The 16,425-nt window shown below is 43.2% G+C and carries 16 protein-coding genes; 7 read left to right on the plus strand and 9 right to left on the minus strand.

Features of this window, described 5'->3' with window-relative positions:
* Window positions 1-66: 66 nt before the first annotated feature.
* Entirely contained in the window at window positions 67-1,206 is a 1,140-nt protein-coding gene (locus DXY35_RS07130; protein ID WP_115081732.1) for a CO2 hydration protein, read from the plus strand.
* 343 nt (window positions 1,207-1,549) lie between these two features.
* Here DXY35_RS07130 and DXY35_RS07140 read toward each other — a convergent pair whose 3' ends face one another.
* The 6 genes from DXY35_RS07140 to DXY35_RS07165 are packed head-to-tail and all read right to left on the minus strand — an operon-like array spanning window position 1,550 to window position 7,794.
* Complete coding sequence (locus tag DXY35_RS07140; protein WP_115081734.1) at window positions 1,550-2,518, minus strand: sugar transferase; 969 nt, start codon at window positions 2,516-2,518, stop codon at window positions 1,550-1,552.
* 7 nt (window positions 2,519-2,525) lie between these two features.
* A complete protein-coding gene (locus DXY35_RS07145; protein WP_115081735.1) occupies window positions 2,526-3,005 on the minus strand; it encodes a glycosyltransferase in 480 nt (159 codons plus the stop codon).
* Window positions 3,006-3,007: 2 nt separating this feature from the next.
* Window positions 3,008-4,528, minus strand: coding sequence for a glycosyltransferase (locus tag DXY35_RS07150; protein WP_115081736.1), 1,521 nt, complete (start codon window positions 4,526-4,528; stop codon window positions 3,008-3,010).
* Window positions 4,521-5,423 carry a glycosyltransferase gene (locus tag DXY35_RS07155; protein ID WP_115081737.1) on the minus strand — a complete coding sequence of 301 codons (903 nt, stop codon included), beginning with the start codon at window positions 5,421-5,423 and terminating at the stop codon, window positions 4,521-4,523. The genes DXY35_RS07150 and DXY35_RS07155 overlap by 8 nt, the downstream gene beginning before the upstream one ends.
* Before the next feature lie 2 nt (window positions 5,424-5,425).
* On the minus strand, window positions 5,426-6,709 hold the full coding sequence (locus DXY35_RS07160; RefSeq protein ID WP_115081738.1) for an oligosaccharide flippase family protein: 1,284 nt from the start codon (window positions 6,707-6,709) through the stop codon (window positions 5,426-5,428).
* On the minus strand, window positions 6,706-7,794 hold the full coding sequence (locus tag DXY35_RS07165; protein ID WP_115081739.1) for a polysaccharide pyruvyl transferase family protein: 1,089 nt from the start codon (window positions 7,792-7,794) through the stop codon (window positions 6,706-6,708). Before DXY35_RS07165 ends, DXY35_RS07160 begins: the two co-directional genes overlap by 4 nt.
* Before the next feature lie 148 nt (window positions 7,795-7,942).
* Here DXY35_RS07165 and DXY35_RS07170 point away from each other — a divergent pair, with 148 nt between their 5' ends.
* The 6 genes from DXY35_RS07170 (at window position 7,943) to cbbX (ending at window position 13,890) form a co-directional block, all read left to right on the plus strand.
* Window positions 7,943-8,860 (plus strand): polysaccharide biosynthesis/export family protein, encoded by a 918-nt coding sequence (locus tag DXY35_RS07170; protein WP_256359517.1) that lies wholly within the window; start codon window positions 7,943-7,945, stop codon window positions 8,858-8,860.
* Between the two features lie 128 nt (window positions 8,861-8,988).
* Entirely contained in the window at window positions 8,989-10,347 is a 1,359-nt protein-coding gene (locus DXY35_RS12415; RefSeq protein ID WP_137006722.1) for a hypothetical protein, read from the plus strand.
* Entirely contained in the window at window positions 10,344-11,687 is a 1,344-nt protein-coding gene (locus DXY35_RS12420) for an O-antigen ligase domain-containing protein (RefSeq protein ID WP_137006723.1), read from the plus strand. Before DXY35_RS12415 ends, DXY35_RS12420 begins: the two co-directional genes overlap by 4 nt.
* Window positions 11,688-11,690: 3 nt before the next feature.
* Window positions 11,691-12,614: a glycosyltransferase family 2 protein gene (locus DXY35_RS07175; RefSeq protein ID WP_115081741.1), complete on the plus strand. Its 924-nt coding sequence runs from the start codon at window positions 11,691-11,693 to the stop codon at window positions 12,612-12,614.
* 135 nt (window positions 12,615-12,749) lie between these two features.
* Window positions 12,750-13,001 (plus strand): 4a-hydroxytetrahydrobiopterin dehydratase, encoded by a 252-nt coding sequence (locus DXY35_RS07180; RefSeq protein WP_115081742.1) that lies wholly within the window; start codon window positions 12,750-12,752, stop codon window positions 12,999-13,001.
* Complete coding sequence (gene cbbX, locus DXY35_RS07185) at window positions 12,985-13,890, plus strand: CbbX protein (RefSeq protein ID WP_115081743.1); 906 nt, start codon at window positions 12,985-12,987, stop codon at window positions 13,888-13,890. The genes DXY35_RS07180 and cbbX overlap by 17 nt, the downstream gene beginning before the upstream one ends.
* Here cbbX and DXY35_RS07190 read toward each other — a convergent pair.
* From DXY35_RS07190 to DXY35_RS07200, 3 genes are all read right to left on the minus strand, one after another.
* On the minus strand, window positions 13,844-15,070 hold the full coding sequence (locus tag DXY35_RS07190; protein WP_115081744.1) for a chloride channel protein: 1,227 nt from the start codon (window positions 15,068-15,070) through the stop codon (window positions 13,844-13,846). The two genes, cbbX and DXY35_RS07190, sit on opposite strands and share 47 nt — an antisense overlap.
* Window positions 15,067-15,306, minus strand: a complete 240-nt coding sequence (locus DXY35_RS07195; protein WP_115081745.1) for a 2Fe-2S iron-sulfur cluster binding domain-containing protein — start codon at window positions 15,304-15,306, stop codon at window positions 15,067-15,069. The genes DXY35_RS07190 and DXY35_RS07195 overlap by 4 nt, the downstream gene beginning before the upstream one ends.
* Window positions 15,303-16,425: cobyric acid synthase (locus tag DXY35_RS07200; protein WP_115081746.1), on the minus strand; the 1,123-nt coding region annotated here is incomplete at its 5' end. The genes DXY35_RS07200 and DXY35_RS07195, both read right to left, overlap by 4 nt.

Here is a 16,425-nt window from a genome sequence, read left to right on the forward strand (position 1 = left end):
GGAGCTGCTTTCGAACCTCAGTGAGGCGGCCACCACGGGCCTCAGCCTGATCACTGGAGATCTGTCATGACCCCGACATCCGCATCCCCCGTTCAACCCCCGTTGCTTCCTGATCAGGAGGAGTTGATCCGTCGTTTGCTCAGCGACACGCCGCTGCTCAAGGACACCCCCGACCATCTGCTGCAGGTGGTGAATGTGCTCGAGAGCTATGGGCTTGTTCTTGATGCCTACAGCAAGAACCTGGTGGATCAGGGCGAGCAGCAGATGCTCAATCCCTTCCCGGTGTTCCGCTTTTTCCATGAGGGCTTCAGCTTCAAGCGCCTCTGGACCCATCTGATGGGGGATCGCATCAACTTCGAGTACGCCGAGTACTGCCAGAAGGCGATGTTCTGGCATGGCACCGGCGGGTTGGATGCCTACCTCGATACGCCTGAATTCGCCGAGGCCTGCCAGCGGATCATCAAGCGCAAGTCGGCGCGCGACCCTCTGCTGGCCCTCAACAACCGCCTCTATCCCGATTTCGCCCCTGAGGCCATCCGTTCGCTCACCACCATCTACTGCCTCGGCTTGTTCTGGCGGGTGATGAGCGACATCTTTGTCGACCTGGCCCGCCGCTACGCGATCAAGGAAGTCACCTGCGTCAACGATGTTGTGCATCACATCCGCGATGGCCTGGTGGCGGCCGCCGGAAGCCCGATTGAATACAAGGTGACGATCGGTGGTGAAGAGATCTGGGTGCTTCCCCCCGAGGCGGGTCTCACGTTCCTGGTGGATGTGGCGGTGCCCTACGTGGAGGCCGTTTTCTTTCGCGGCATGCCTTTCCTTGGAACGGTGTCGTACAACGCCCAGGCCCGGCAGATCTCACCGGACATTAGTGATTTCAAGTACGGCGCCCTTTACGCCGACCCGATTCCGAGCATGGGTGCGGGCATTCCCCCCAGCCTCTGCATGCAGGACATGTACCGCCACCTGCCCGAGGAACTGAGCCTCTGGTACGACGACAACGGTCGTGGCCAAACGGATGTGCACGTGCAGATCTGCGTCAGCTTCCAGAAGTCGATGTTCTGCGTCACCAATGCCGCCATCGCCGGCACGATGCCGCATCCGCTGGACACCGATGACCCTGAGCAGCAGGCCGCAAATCGGGCCTACGCCGAGGCCTGGTCTGGGCGCTTGATGGGCTGCCAGCGGGTGGCTCTAATCTAATAAATGAAGAGTCAAAACTACGTTGATTCTTTAGTTACTTTCTTGGACTTCATCAATACTTTCGCAACTGTATGGAATCGCTACTAATTTAGCAATCGGCGCTAAATTAAACAACACAATTGATTTCGAATTTTCTTCGCCTTTAAACCATTCAATTTTCATGAAATAGATATCGTTCAGGTCGTCAATTTGGTCAAAATCATTTATAGACTCTCTAAGAGCAAATTTAATGTAATTGAGCTTTACGATTCTCTTGCAAAGTTTGAACATGCCTTTAGGTCGCTTCTTATCTATACAATAGCGATGTTGCTGCTAAAAAACAATAAAGAAAAATGAGAATTTACTAAATGGATCCTGAATTTTTGCTAAAAAGGAGAATGATAGTTTGAATAATTACTTTTATATCGTACAAATTTGACCACTTTTTCTGATATTCAAGATCATGCTTTAAGACCTCGTCGAAATGCCTGATGTTGGATCTGCCTGAGACTTGCCATTCGCCAGTCATCCCTGGTTTGACATCTAATCTCTGCCAGTATGAGAATTCATATTGAGATACCTCAGTCAAAGTTGGGGGACGTGTCCCTACTAGACTCATTTGACCAAGTAATACATTTACAAATTGTGGAATTTCATCTAGACTATATTTTCGAAGGAAGTGGCCAACAGACGTTATTCTGGGGTCATTAGTAGATTTAAAAAAAGGTCCTCCAATCTCATTTATTACTTGACTTTGGTATTTTATTGCATTTAATTGCATAGTCCTATATTTTAGGATAAGAAATATTTTGCCGTTTAAGCCTACACGTTTTTGCAAGAAAAATATTGGCCCTTTGCTGCTTACTTTAATTAATAGTGCAAAAATAGGAAATGTTAATACTAAAATAACCAATCCGACGACAGAACCAAATATATCAATGACCCTTTTTTTTCTCGACAGTTTAGAATGATGTACAGATAAAAAAGAAGTTTTTTGAGTTTGCCCGGAAGCAAAATCAGAAGTTTTTTCATTGAAGTGTAAATTTGTATCTTTGCAAAAACTTATTAGAAGATTTTTTAAATCCTTATGATATGACCATATTTCGACCTCAAGTTTTCGTGAAGTTAAGTAGTCTGCAAAAATATGAATAAAGCACAGATGGGATGTATCAATATAACGAGTATTAGAAAAATTAAAGATTATTTTTTTGAAGGAATAATTTGAGATGCGATGATGAATGGAAATATAATCATAGTCCGTATTTTCTGAATGCTTAAGTTTGTCGTCAAAGTCAAGAAATAATAGACCTTTGTAAGAGTTAAGAGTAAACATGAATGGCTTAGCTATTATAGTGAGAATGAATGTAATTACATATGTCATCTGAATTATTGTCTAACATACTTTTTATTTTTACTCTTGAAGGGTTAGTAATAAATTTAACAAGATCTCCAATAGACCAGGCTATCGGAACACCTATTGAAGATAAGGCAATCCCTAAATCTATCTGATGATTATCAATGTGCTCAATAGATGAAGCACTTCGCGGTACTAAAATAAAAGGGATATCAAATTGAGAAAAATTTAGCAAACTTCCTTCTCCACAATGGGAAATAATTAGGGATGAAGAATTGACAAGCTCGTCAAATTTCGAGGAGGTAAGATAATCAATTTTGTTTTCAAGCTTGGATGAATATTCACAGCTCCCATATTGAAAGAAGGTGTCTGGACTATTGATGACATTGTTCTCTAACAACACATCAATCCAATTACTTAACCTATTAAAGGGAAAGTTTTCAGTTCCAACGGTAAAAAGGATCATAACTATTTTTTGAGTTGAAGTTCGACAATTTTTGATGAGTAAGACTTAAAGTTGGGCCATTGTACGATACATTTGTCTAGAAATGGAAGGCAAAGTTTTGCTGATAAACTAAGCTTAGAACTTCTTGTTATTGATTCAATAAAAATTGTTTTCTTCATCAGTAATTTGCCAATTAAAACAAATGGTACTGATACCCCTGCACCAGTCGTAAGTATTAATTTGGGATTATGTTTCAGTATTATGAACAATGAAAGGCCTAGATTTCTCAGTAGATTCCATATGTTTCTGTTCGTTGGATGAAAAGCCCAATATGTTCTTTCTTTAGATAGTTCAGTAGTTGCTGTTATTGTTTTAAAGGTTACCCATATATGCGGGTAGGAATCAAAGAATCCTTTAAATCTTTTACATGCACTATAATGTCCGCCTGCTGAGCACACTACCAGTATATCTATCTTTTGATTGCGATTATAAGATTCAATACTTCTGGACAGTAATGACCCCCATTTAATTCTTAGATACTGTAGTTTTCCGACCAAATTCATTGAAAATTTTTCTATAGCCAATGAAGTATGTTTGGGTAAAATAATTTTAATTAAAATTGCAACAAGTGTCGTAATTGATTTACAAGGCTCTTTTATTAGAATATAAGGCCACGCTGAAAATGCTGAGAAATAAAGACTTAGCGCTTCATATTTGTTGTTTAAATATACTTCTCTACGGGATAAGTATCGTAATTGGTAAGATAATGCCTGCTTATAATATTTCTGGATAAATAATGAGTTATAGCTTTCAACCTTATCTACAACCTTTTTCCAACTTTGGAGTTGACTCTTGGTATCAGCTGATAACCCATTATTATTGACTCTATAAATGGTCAGTGCTTCAGGAATCCCTTCAAATTTCCATTTAGACGTCAGAGCAATTCGTAGCCAACATTCGATATCTTCAGATTGTCGAAAACTATCATCAAACCAATAGCTTTCGACATTTTCATATATATCTGCCTCAAACTCAATATCATCTAAAACACATTTTTTTAATACAACACATGAGCCATTACTTATCGGGTTTCTGCAGAATATTAATTTAGCATCAATATTTTTTATGTTAGGCATTTGGAAATTTCCTATTATTTCTCCATTTTGATCAATAAATTTGGAACGCGAAAAACTAACACCCAATGATTTATTGCTATATAAATGTCGCAAATGTAGCTCGAGCTTATTGGCCATCCATAGATCATCACTATCTATAAAAGCTACTGTGTCGAATATGGCTGCACGTATACCTGTATTTCTAGCACCTGCAAGTCCCCTATTTTTTTGCTTTAAAAGCTTAATTCGTGGATCACAATAACTAGAGCATATACGATAAGTTTCGTCAGAAGATCCATCATCAATAACAATCAACTCGTATTTACTGTGTGTTTGGGCTAACACAGACTCAATACTGTGTCTAATTGTTTTTGATGAATTAAATGCAGGCATCACAACGGATACCCACTTATTTGAAATATCATTCATACATCTGATTGCATATCATAAGAATGAGTAATCTTATGACACTGGAAGGTTTTTTTGCAAGTATTAATGGATACGAAATGATTGATTGGGTGAAAAATTTGAGTACTGTTTGATTTGAGAAACCACATTGAAGTGCCCGTCTTGCTAGATATAGATAATGGCATCCACGTCCATACTTAATTAGGTGTCTATTTTTTTTATCAATTAAAGTTTTTAGATTTATTTCTACGAGTTTCCACCCATCTTCCATTTTTTCAAGCTTTGAAGAAAGGCCTCCCAAATTCGTTCGGTAATAGGTATGACACATATTTATACCTATCATTTTTTTATCGATTTGGATTCTCCACCTTAATAAGAAGTCTAGGTCTTCTGCATATGACATATTTGGATTAAATCCTTGTATCTTTTCGAATGATGCTTTACTGACGATCCAGCTTGAAGTCGTAGTAGTTATATTACCTTCAAGTAATAGATCAATTCTCTTTATGTCAACAGCCTTATTACTTTTTTGTGAACCTAATTTCCCCTCTTTGGAAATAAATTGACAACGAGAATAGATAAAATCGATTTGATCATCCTCTTTTATTTTTAAGTACGCCGCTAGGAGCTTATCTTTATGCCATAAATCATCAGAATCTAAAAAAGCAATGAAATTATTTCTGCTTAACGATACTCCTTTGTTTCGTGCTGTAGAAACTCCAAGATTATCTTGCTTAAATAATTTAATTCTACAGTCCTTGCTAGCAAATTGATTTATGATGCTTGCACTAGCATCAGTAGAGCCATCATCAATTATTATTAGCTCCCAATTTGTGAATGTTTGATTTCGTACCGAGTTAATTGTACTTGCAATGTATTTTTCTGAATTGAAATTTGGAATAACTATTGAAAACATTTTCAGCTGTTTAATTGATTGGCTTTAATGTAAAAGAATGTGTATAAGTAATAAATTGGCTGAGTTGATATATGCACGCCAACCACTGTCCATGCTGTGGCAGTAATCCCGTAAGGCGAGAATTTTATTAAACACAAAGTTAATATTAGCGTATAAATAATATTCCAATAAAGCTCTATTTGAGGCTTTCCAATAGATCGGTAAAACATAGCAGCCATCTGGGCATAAGGTCTTGTAATACCTGATAGACATATAAGCATCAGGATTTCAACGCCACCATTTTCTACCCATTTATTACCGTACAGAAATGGGACATATATCGGTGCCAAGAATATTTGAATAGAGACTAAAGGTATAATTGTAATTGATATTATCTTTGAATTCTTCAAAAACCGAGCTTTTAACTTTAAGAAATTTCTTTTAGCATTGCAAAAATCTGTGTATATTGTTGTGGTAAGTGATCTTATCAGGCTCATACTTAAGCCTAAACCAGAATTAAAAGCAAAATAATAAATCCCTAAAGCCTCAAGGCTTTGAACTTTACCTAAAATTAGGTAATCAATACTCTCCCTGAAAAATGTCGTAAGCTCTGTTAACATCACTTTTACAGAAAAGCCCAATAATTCTCTCCATCTCTCCAGATTTATTTTCCAATCACCTCTCCAAGATTCATTGTTTAACATAACATATACCCACAGAGGTGCAACTAATAATTTTGGCAACACGATTGACCATGTTCCCATCCCACATAATGCTAAAAATCCTGTTAATATATTATCTACGGATACTTGTATTAAGCCTGTTATTCCATATAGTCGAAATTTACCCTTTCTTCGAACAAGAGCTGTTTGCACATAAGCAAATGGATATATTAGATAAGTAATCCCTAGAATTATTATTGGAATTCTGATTGAGGTATCACTATAAAAATCGCTCACAATGAATGAAACTACCACTTGTATTATAAACAATATGCAGCCAATAATCCAATTGATACTCCAAGATGTTTGACAAACTTTTGATAGATCTTCTTCCTTGGTTTGAATGATTGCATCGGCAACACCATTTTTTGTTAGTACCCTAGTAAATTGACTTGTAGTTAATATTATTGCAGCCGCTCCAAATTCCGAACCAGTTAATGTTCGAGCCAGAATGAATGCTGTAAAAACCCTTGATAATCTCGTTCCAAACTCAGATAAACTTAGCCATCCAATATTTTTAAAATTTGCATCTAATTTGCTTGGAAAAATTGTTTTTATCTTCTCTAACATATGGTTTTTAATCAAGCTTCAAACTTAATAGTATTGTTGAAGCATTCTTCAAAGTCGTCCTTTACTTGTTTCTTGATTTTTGAGCAATCGAAGTCAAAGGGCATACTCTTTTTTAACTCCATTAGTACTTTTTCAGGTTCAAAACTATCTATTGACGATCCAGGTATACTTAATCGCTCGCTCAAATCTTTTCCTTTGTTCGAGTAATATAAATTGTATGGCAACCTTCCAGAAGCTAAACTTAGCACAGATGTATGATATCTTACTCCAAGTATGTATCTTGAATTCTCCAGAATTGCCATTGCAAGTTTGTGGGGTGTAATATTGTTTTTACTCAGATCAAATGGATTGATGATTTTTAAGTTTTCTGTTTTTTGTTTCAATATTTTAGAAATTCTTTGATCATTGTCATTTGTATCTACATTTGAATGGATCAAAATTGCGCAATCTATGTGATCTTTATGCGCCAAATCTATTAATTTTGTCAACCTATTTAAAAATTTTTGGTTGTCATGACGGTACATCTTATTAAAGTTTCTAACAGATATAACGAGGCTGTTTTCTGTGCTTAAGCCCTTGTTCTTAAAAATATCAATCGCTTGAAGCTTCGCTTCACTGCAGACTTCTGAATAGAAAGCTGTATCAAATGATAATTTCACAGGAACTCCTGATCTCTTTAGCCGTTGATAAGTTTCATCATCTCTTACGACGACATTACTTAACTTTTTTAAACAACGAACTAAGTATTGATAAGCAATTCCTTGACAGGAATCAGGGATGCTTTGTCCAAAAAGAAATGCCCTTTTGTTATATTTACGCAGTGTGTACGCATTCTTCAAGAATTCTTTTGTTATTAAATATTTTCTTGCATTATTGAAAATATCTCCACCAACACTTATGTATATGTCTTTTGGAATTCCACTTTCATTCTTTTGATTTGAAAAAATTAGGTTACCGTCTTTTCTGAATTCCTCCGGAAGATAACAATGTATGTTGCATTCAGAGGGTATTAATTCTTTGATTGAGTAATATATTGCTTCATCGCCTATGTTCTTGAGACTATATCCATTTAGAAGTTCTACAGTTTTAATGTTTTGCACTGCTCTTTGATTTTATAAAGCAAAATTAAACCAAACAAGAATATAATTCTGTATAGCCGGATACTCCGGCCGTCAAGATTTTGCTATTAAATGAAATATCGCTCAATTTATCATTAATAAAATTTTCCTAATCGCTCTTTTATTATCAATACCTCTAGGTGCTTACTCTAGACCACTTTCCCCTGGAGATGAAATCTCTCTGAGAATTGCTGAGGAAGATATTTTCAGTGGCGAATACTCTCTTGATGAAGAGGGAAATTTAAATTTACCATTCATTGATCAAATCAATCTCTTGGGCTTGAATCTAGAAGAAGCCAAGATTCAAATCCGTAAATCTTTAATCGGTCAAGATATTTTTAAAGATGAATTTCTCAGGCTAGGTTTAAAACGATTGCGATACGCACCCATAGAAGTATCAGTTACTGGTTCAGTCTTCACACCCGGTGTTCAGAAAATACTGCCCGCTGATGATAATAAAAGATCTCTTGCAATGGCGCTGGTTGAGTCAGGTGGAATCACACCATACGCAGATGTCACTAAGGTTGAGCTTACCCGTAACTCACAAACCTCTGTCCATAATCTTCTCTCGTTATTTAAAGGAGAAACCACATTAGATCCTCCTCTAGTTTCAGGAGATAGTATTTTTGTTCCTAAAACAAATTTATTTGATACTTCTTTAATTAGACAGTCCTCACTTACACCTGTCAATATATCTATTTTCGTTGGTGGAGCCCAAGAAGGTTCCCAAGTACAAGTTCCGTATAGTTCTCGCTTATCTCACGCTTCTATACTTTCTAAGTGTACTGGTGGTTCCAGGTTCATCTTTTCACCCCGTTCAATAGTTTTGGCACGACCAAATCATGCTCTACAGCATACTGAGGTCTCGTCTTTTAGTGTTTCTAATATTCTGCGCAATCCACTAGATAATACCCAAAACCCTTATCTTATTCCTCATGATACTATCGTGTGTTTGGAAGCACCTCTCAAAAGTGTAAATGATCTTTTTGGGATCTTAGGTAATCTCGTTAATCCAACTAGCCTTATTTATCAACGTTTTGTTAACTAATCTCCTTGCTTCATGTAATTATGGATTTCTCTATTTTCCCAAAACTATTTGCAAAATTAAAGCTTTCATGCCAACACTTCTTGCGAAGCGACCTCTCTAAAAGTTCCTTTCGAAATTTATTTCATTGGGTGCAGTCCGAACCCAAAAATAATCTAAACATATTTTATAAGTATGCCCTCTTTTCAAATCTATCTTTAATAGCTTTATCTCTATTTATATGGTTTTTTACTAAGCCTGTTTATAGAACTGAGCTTTTACTTGCACTACCAGTTAATACAGAAAAAAGCACATCTTCACTCCCTGGTGTCGGACAAACTACCCAAATGACAGGTTCATCTGGAACTGGTTCTTCGCGGTATGATCCTCGTTCCAATTACAAGTACATTTTTACACAACGGGTAATTTTAGATAGAGCCGCTTTCATTGCTGGCATCAACCCATCTTCTTTTGAAAAGCCAAAGATTAATAACATAATCAATTCCACTCTTATGAAAGTTGTTGTTACCGATAGCAATAATTCTCTTTCCTATAAAAAAGCGATTTCATTCCTTGATGCAGTCAGGGAACGTCTTGATACGTTAAGGAGATTGGAGGTCGATTCTAGAATTGATTACACAAATAGCCTCGTTAGTAGAGCCCGTAATGAATTAAGCTCTTCGCAACAAAAACTTATTAGATATAAAATATCCAATCAGATTTATAATGAAAAGCAACCTTCTGAGCTCTCACAACGCCTTGATAATCTACTTATAAAAAGAGCTGAGACAGCTGCCACTAGTTCCAAAATTAAAAATAGATTTCTCCGTCTATCTGGTGATCTTAATATGACTCCTTCTCAAGCAGTTCAAGCGTTTCAATTACGCGGTGATTCAGTTTTTCAAGAGTTACTCTCTCGTTATTCACAAGGTCAGGCCGAATATAACATAGCTATTTCAACGTTCGGTTCCCAACACCCTCGAGTTACTACACTAAAGCTGACAATTGAAGAGATACTTGATTCACTACAAGATCGTTCCTTTGTCATACTTGATAAAAGAATTGATAGTAGTGTTCTCCAGCGGATGATATTGACCAAATATATAGATGGTTTTGATGAGATCTATCAAAAACTTCTGCTTCTGCATTCTGAGCTTTCTGGTTCTACTTCTGAGTTGAAGCGTTTAGATTTAGAAATTGAAGACTTGAAGATCTTGATAAAAAACCTTGCAGAGGTACAACCTGGTTTAACAAGTCTATCTCGAGATGTTCAATTAGCAGAGGCTTTCTTTGCCTCCACTATGACGGCTTCTAACTTAATTAAAACTGATTCCTTTTCAGCGTACCCCCTTATTCAGTTAGTTAACCAACCAACCGTACCTACCAAAGACTCATCTCAAAAAACTTTTATCATCTTGCTAGCCACCTTAACTTCCTCCACTTTTTTAACTTTAGCACTATATCTTCGCTTGGTTTTCAGGAGGCAGAATCCAATTATATCTGAGCAATGACTACTTTAAGTCAGTTATTCTATCTCCTGCGCTATTATCCAGGATTTATTGATGACCTATTCTTAAAGTCTCTACCCTGCGGGGTAATCTATTATTCTATTATTTTTACGTTGCCTTTATGGCTTACCTGTAATCTTTATCTTGTTGGGTCAGTCCTTGGCTGGATTCTTCTTTTTTGGATAATTTATGTTCAATTCTTCAGGCCTTTTGTTTTATCTAATGACAACGATGTATCTTTACGTGTTCATTGGTTAATCGTCATTTGGACTGTTGGTGCATTGATTTTACTGGTATCGCTGATAATTGGTCATTTAGATTTTGCACTTGGCATCCCTTTATTAATCAAATCAACTATAGGCTGGGCTAAAGGCTGGGCGCTATTTCCTGTTTACTTGTTTGTTGGCTCTGCTTTACCTTGCTTGAATCTTATTTCTAGGGCTCTTTGTGTGCTTGGTTTTTTTGTTTGTTTATTGTTTCCAATATCTCTGTTTGCGCCAATTCTTAATTTACCACAAGTTTTGTACACTGGCCCTTTACTTTTTTCTCCCCTTCTATCATTTTTCGACGTCTCGTTATACCAAATTGATGGTGTTACTGGAGTATTAAGATGGCGACTTTTTACTCCCTGGCCTACTGCTCTTGGCATGTTAGGTAACTTGTATTTCTGGGTTTGTATCCTTGAGAATAAAACCAAATGGAGGATTTTTGGTATCAGTGGCTGTATTTTAATGATCTTGATGAGTAAATCTAGGGTTGCAGTTGTTTCAATTCTTCTAATTCTTTTTGCTTACCTCAATATATTTCTTATCAGAAAAATATATTATCTTTTCTTCCTTTCCTTTGCCTCATACTTTCTTGTGTTGCTTCTTCCAAAGATCATTGGCATTTTTAATAACCTTTGGGCCTCAATTGCTTCTGCCCGTGCAGCATCCACACGTGTTAGGGCTGATCTTGCCGATTTCGCACTTACTAATTGGCGAGAGAATGCTTATTGGTGGGGGCATGGAATCGTCGTGACAGGGCCAAAAATAGTTGAGGGAATGCCTATTGGATCACACCATACTTGGCTTGGACTGCTTTTTGTTAAAGGTTCCATAGGATTCTTATCTTTTTTGATACCATTCGCTGCCGGTTTTTTGTTTTTTCTGTGCAAATGTATTACCACAGATGAAGTTAAATATCGAACTTGTATGGCAATTTTCTTGACCCTATCTGTGTATACGTTTAGCGAAAATCTTGAGATTTTGATATATCTTTATTGGCCTGCTATTGTTGTGTTGGGTACCTGTCTTACTCAAAAAGACGCAACCGTTACTGAACTGGTCTTGCATCAAGACTAAATTATGAATATGAATATCTATTGTATTGGCATTGTTAAGAATGAGGCTGACGTTATTCGACAAAGTCTTTTGGCAGCTTCTTCTTGGGCGACTACTATTTTTGTTGCAGACAATGGTTCTGATGATGGCACGCTAGAAATTATCAAGGAATTGTCTGAGACTTGTCATAATATTGTATTCTTTGGTGTTATTGATGATCCTTTTTATCCCTCGATCAGGACTCAAATATTTCACCGATATTCCCATGTTTCAAGGCCTGGAGACTGGTGGTGTCGTTTCGATGCTGATGAGTTTTTTATAGATGATCCAAGTGCATTTCTTTTGGGGCTACCTAGTTATGTTGATTCTGTATGGTCTGAATGCTATCAATTCTATTTCACTGATTTAGATTATATGAAATTTATGGATAACCCCGGCGATTTCATGGCTCTAGATTTATTTCAAAGGTTCCGTTTTTACAGTAACAACTGGTCCGAATTGCGTTTCGTCAAGCATGTTCGGTACATGTATTGGCCTATGGATCGCGATTGGCCCGTTGCAGCTGTTTCTCCCTCTGCTGCAACTATTAGGCTTCGTACCTATCAACACAGATCTCCTGAGCAGATAACTTATCGTCTTGCTTCTCGCCTAGAGATAGCTCTTCGCACTGGATTTTCTTTCCAGCATGTCTTGAATTCAGTGCAAAAGCAAAGACCCTCGTCTTTCTACGACTCTTCTCAATCATCCACTTCCGAAACTGACTTTCGTTCGGTAATAAAGTCCAGTAGTTCTCTTTTGTCTCTTGATCTTTGTGGCTTTATAAGTGATCCAGCTTTTCAGCCATCCTATCCTGCATACTTTAGATTTCCATTCGTCCCGATAAAGGTCTTTATCGCCTTTTTTATTCATTCATTGCGAATGCTTCGTCGTTTTCTCGTGGCACCTTGAGGTTTTAGATCACTTTATTACTAGTATAGGTCAATGCGCACTTTGTAATTCACTTCTTCTAGTCTCACCCCTGCTTCGCTGATTCTCCTGTACTTTGAACTCCATTGATCATTTTGTGTCGCTTTTTCTTGTTCTATGAAAGGATGGCAATCACGAAAACGTCCTGTATGCCTTGAGTGTCGTTACGACTTTGATAGCTACGACGCCACAAGGGATTTTCTCGACAAGCTCGGCGACCACAGTGAGGCGAAACAACGATTTCCTGATATCAGCTTTGGGCGCACTTACGTGAACATCACGATCCGTCCTGAGGAGGATGGCCCTGAGGCCCAGCTGAGTGAAGCCGATCGTGCTTTTGCCGCAGAGATCGATGCCCTCCTCCGTTGATCTGGCTTCGGCTTACGCCGATTCCGGTGTGGCTGAGGTGTTGGACCAACTTGACCGTGAACTAATCGGCCTGTCGCCGGTGAAGACGCGTATCCGAGAAATTGCAGCGCTGCTTCTGGTTGATCAGGCTCGGCAGCTGCTTGAGCTGCCCAGCACCGCGCCCAGTTTGCACATGTCGTTCACAGGCCATCCCGGCACGGGCAAGACCACCGTGGCGCAGCTGATGTCACAAATCCTGCATCGTCTGGGTTACCTCCGCAAAGGCCATGTGGTGACGGCCACTCGCGACGATCTCGTGGGTCAGTACGTGGGTCACACCGCCCCGAAAACCAAGGAGATCCTCAAGCGTGCCCAGGGTGGCGTGCTCTTCATCGATGAGGCCTACTACCTCTACAGGCCAGACAACGAACGCGATTACGGCGCCGAAGCGATTGAGATTCTCCTGCAGGAGATGGAGAGCCGGCGCAGCGAAGTTGTGGTGATCTTTGCGGGCTACAGAGATCGGATGGAGACCTTCTACAGCTCCAATCCAGGCCTGTCCTCAAGGGTGGCGCACCATCTCGATTTCCCCGACTACAGCGACGACGAGCTGATGGCGATTGCAGGGCTGCTCCTGGAGGCCCAGCACTACCGGTTCAGTGCCGAGGCCGAGACGGCGTTCTCCGACTACGTCTCGCGCCGGCGTCAGCTGCCTTTCTTCGCCAACGCGCGCTCGGTTCGCAATGCGTTGGACCGGGCCCGTCTGCGTCAGGCCAACCGGTTGTTTTCGCGGATGGGGGAAGCCCTCACCAAGCAGGATCTCACCACGATTGAGGCGGCAGACATCCTGGCCAGCCGTGTGTTCAAGGGCGAAGTGGAGGGCCACCATCCCGCTCAGCACGCCCCCTGATCAGGTGGGCCATGCCGAGGCCCACCAGCAGGCCAGCGGCTCCGTGGCCTTGCAGGAGGGCAACCCCGAGCACCAGAACTGCCAAGGGTGCAGGAAGCATGAAGCGGTACAACGCACCTGTGAGGGAGCCGCACCAGCTGCCCAGGCTGCCCAGATCGGGCAACAGCAGGTGGAGTCCCATCCCAAGCGCGCAGGCCACCAGGAACAAGGGGAAGAACACCCCTCCGCGCCAGCCGGTTTCCAGGCAAAGGCCGAGCATCAGCAGTTTCACGATCGCGGAGAGCAGCAGAACCCAGGCTTCACTTGAGTTCTGGCCCTCCAGCAGGGGCCTCAGCTGGTCTTCTCCGGCGAAGGGAACCAACGGCAACCAGTGCATGCAGGCCCCCAACAGCAGGCCGGTCAGCAGCGGCCACCAGGGCCATCGGGCCAAGAGTTGGCGCTGCTCCAACCAGCCTCGCCACCGCAGCAACAACCAGCCGAGGCCGCAACCAATGAGTCCCCCCAACAGGCCTGCGCTGAGGCTGCCGAGATCTTCTCCCAGGGTGCTGGGCCAGATGTAGGGAAGACGTTGCAGCGATCCACCGCTGGCGGTTCCCAGGCCATTGAAGGCAGCAAACCCGGCAACACCGCCAAGGCTGCCGGGCAACCAGCGGTCGAGGAAGGTCTGCTTGCGGCTTTTTGGGTGAGAGACCTCGCCCACCACAGCACCCCCCAGCAGTGGAGCTCCGAAAAAGGCAAGGCTTCCTGCCACTGTTGCCTCCTGCAGCTTCTGGTCACGACCACGCCAGATCCGTTGACTGATCAGGGCTGCCATTCGGCTCATCAGGGCTTCAGGCCCGATGCAGCCTCCCCCGACCTGGGCCAGCGCCGCTCCGAGAAGGCCGCGAGCTTCATCGCGTTTTGGAGCCTGGTCTGGATCACGCAGATCACTGAGGGTGTCCCGCAGTTCCGGTAGCAACGTGGTGGGCCCGGGGCGATGCAGCAGCGAGAGGGTCAAGCCGCTGCCGCCGCAGATCAGCAGCGACCAGCCCAGGGGAAGGCCGCGATCCAAGCCCTCGAGCACCGGATCTCCCCAGAGCAGCTGGCTCAAGGCGCCGATCCAGCCCATCACAACCGACACACCGGCGCCGCTCAGGGCGCCGGTAAGCAGGGCCATCAGGCTGAGGCGTAGGCGAGTCACCAGTGCGGATCGGTGGCGAATTCAACGCTGAGTTTCGCTGATTTCGATGCCGGAACGGTGCTGATGCAGGCGCGCACCGTCTTGCCGTTGACGTCGATCTCGCAGGCCCCGCAGCTGCCCCCCAGGCAACCGGTGGGAATGCTGATGCCCGCTCCACTGGCGGCCACCAACCAGTCCTTGCCAATGGTTTCGTGGGTGATGCGCCCATCGGGCCAGCGCACAGGAATCGACGTCATGGCTGGAGCAATGGAGCAAGGTTCACATGTTGCTCGAAGGCATCGGCGAGGCGATCGAGCAACAGATCACGGTGAGCGCTGTGGTTCTTTGGTTCGTTGGCCAACGGTTGCAGGCCCCGTTGCTCGCGAAGCCTGTTGAGCCAGGCCCGTCGCCAGGGGCCGTTGTCGAGCAACCCGTGCAGGTAGGTGCCCACCACGCTCGACCCCTTGGGGCCGGGAGCCCACCACCCCAAACCAGGGTCGCTGCTTAGCGGCTGAAGACCGGGATCCGGTGTGGTGGTTCCGTAGTGCAGTTCAAATCCGCTCAGCGGTGTTTCCATGGGCCAGAGGCCATCGATGCTGCGCTGGCTCAGTCGTTTCGTGCCGCTGAAGGTGGTTGCCAGGGGCAGAAGGCCCAGGCCGCTCTGGGGTCCCCGCTGATCGGTGCCCTCCAGACCCTCCGGATCGTTCAACGTTTTGCCCAGCATCTGCATGCCGCCGCAGATGCCCAGGACGGATCCCCCATCCTGGGCGTAGCTCTGGAGTTGATCGGCTAGTCCACAGCTGTTCAACGCTTCGAGATCCCGCAGCGTCTGCTTGCTTCCCGGAAGAATCACGGCATCGGGCTCTCCCAGGGGTTCCCCGGGTTGAATCCAGCGCAGTTTCAGGCTGGCTTCAGCTTCGAGCGGATCGAGATCGGAGAAGTTGCTCAGGGAGGGCAACCGCAGCACAGCGATCTCCAGATCGGTGGCTCCCCGGGTGGGTTTGCGTTCCAGCAGATCCAGGGAATCTTCCGGTGGAAACAGCTCGTTCAGCCAGGGCATCACCCCCAGCACCGGTACCCCGGTGTTGGCTTCCAGCCATTGGCGACCCTCATCAAACAGCTCCCGACGGCCGCGGAAGCGGTTGATCAGGATGCCCTTGATCAGCGGGCGCTCCACCGGGCGCAGCAAAGCGAGCGTCCCAACGATCTGGGCAAAGACGCCGCCGCGCTCAATGTCGGCCACCAGCAGGCAGTTGGCCCGCAGGTACTGGGCCAGGCGCAGGTTGGTGAGGTCGCGGCGTTGCAGGTTCACTTCCACCGGGCTTCCCGCCCCCTCCAGCACCAGCCGGCCTTGCGGCCATTGCTGCTGGAGCTGC

Origin of the sequence: Synechococcus sp. N32 (genome assembly GCF_900473895.1) — a bacterium.
GTDB lineage: Bacteria > Cyanobacteriota > Cyanobacteriia > PCC-6307 > Cyanobiaceae > Parasynechococcus.

Bases quoted from the DNA above. Each gene is read 5' to 3' on its own strand.
- DXY35_RS07145 (WP_115081735.1), bottom strand. From the start codon at position 3,005: ATGATCCTTTTTACCGTTGGAACTGAAAACTTTCCCTTTAATAGGTTA.
- DXY35_RS07195 (WP_115081745.1), bottom strand. From the start codon at position 15,306: ATGACGTCGATTCCTGTGCGCTGGCCCGATGGGCGCATCACCCACGAA.
- DXY35_RS07180 (WP_115081742.1), top strand. From the start codon at position 12,750: ATGAAAGGATGGCAATCACGAAAACGTCCTGTATGCCTTGAGTGTCGT.
- DXY35_RS07150 (WP_115081736.1), bottom strand. From the start codon at position 4,528: ATGAATGATATTTCAAATAAGTGGGTATCCGTTGTGATGCCTGCATTT.
- cbbX (WP_115081743.1), top strand. From the start codon at position 12,985: ATGCCCTCCTCCGTTGATCTGGCTTCGGCTTACGCCGATTCCGGTGTG.
- DXY35_RS07130 (WP_115081732.1), top strand. From the start codon at position 67: ATGACCCCGACATCCGCATCCCCCGTTCAACCCCCGTTGCTTCCTGAT.
- DXY35_RS07155 (WP_115081737.1), bottom strand. From the start codon at position 5,423: ATGTTTTCAATAGTTATTCCAAATTTCAATTCAGAAAAATACATTGCA.
- DXY35_RS07175 (WP_115081741.1), top strand. From the start codon at position 11,691: ATGAATATGAATATCTATTGTATTGGCATTGTTAAGAATGAGGCTGAC.
- DXY35_RS12420 (WP_137006723.1), top strand. From the start codon at position 10,344: ATGACTACTTTAAGTCAGTTATTCTATCTCCTGCGCTATTATCCAGGA.
- DXY35_RS07140 (WP_115081734.1), bottom strand. From the start codon at position 2,518: ATGTTTACTCTTAACTCTTACAAAGGTCTATTATTTCTTGACTTTGAC.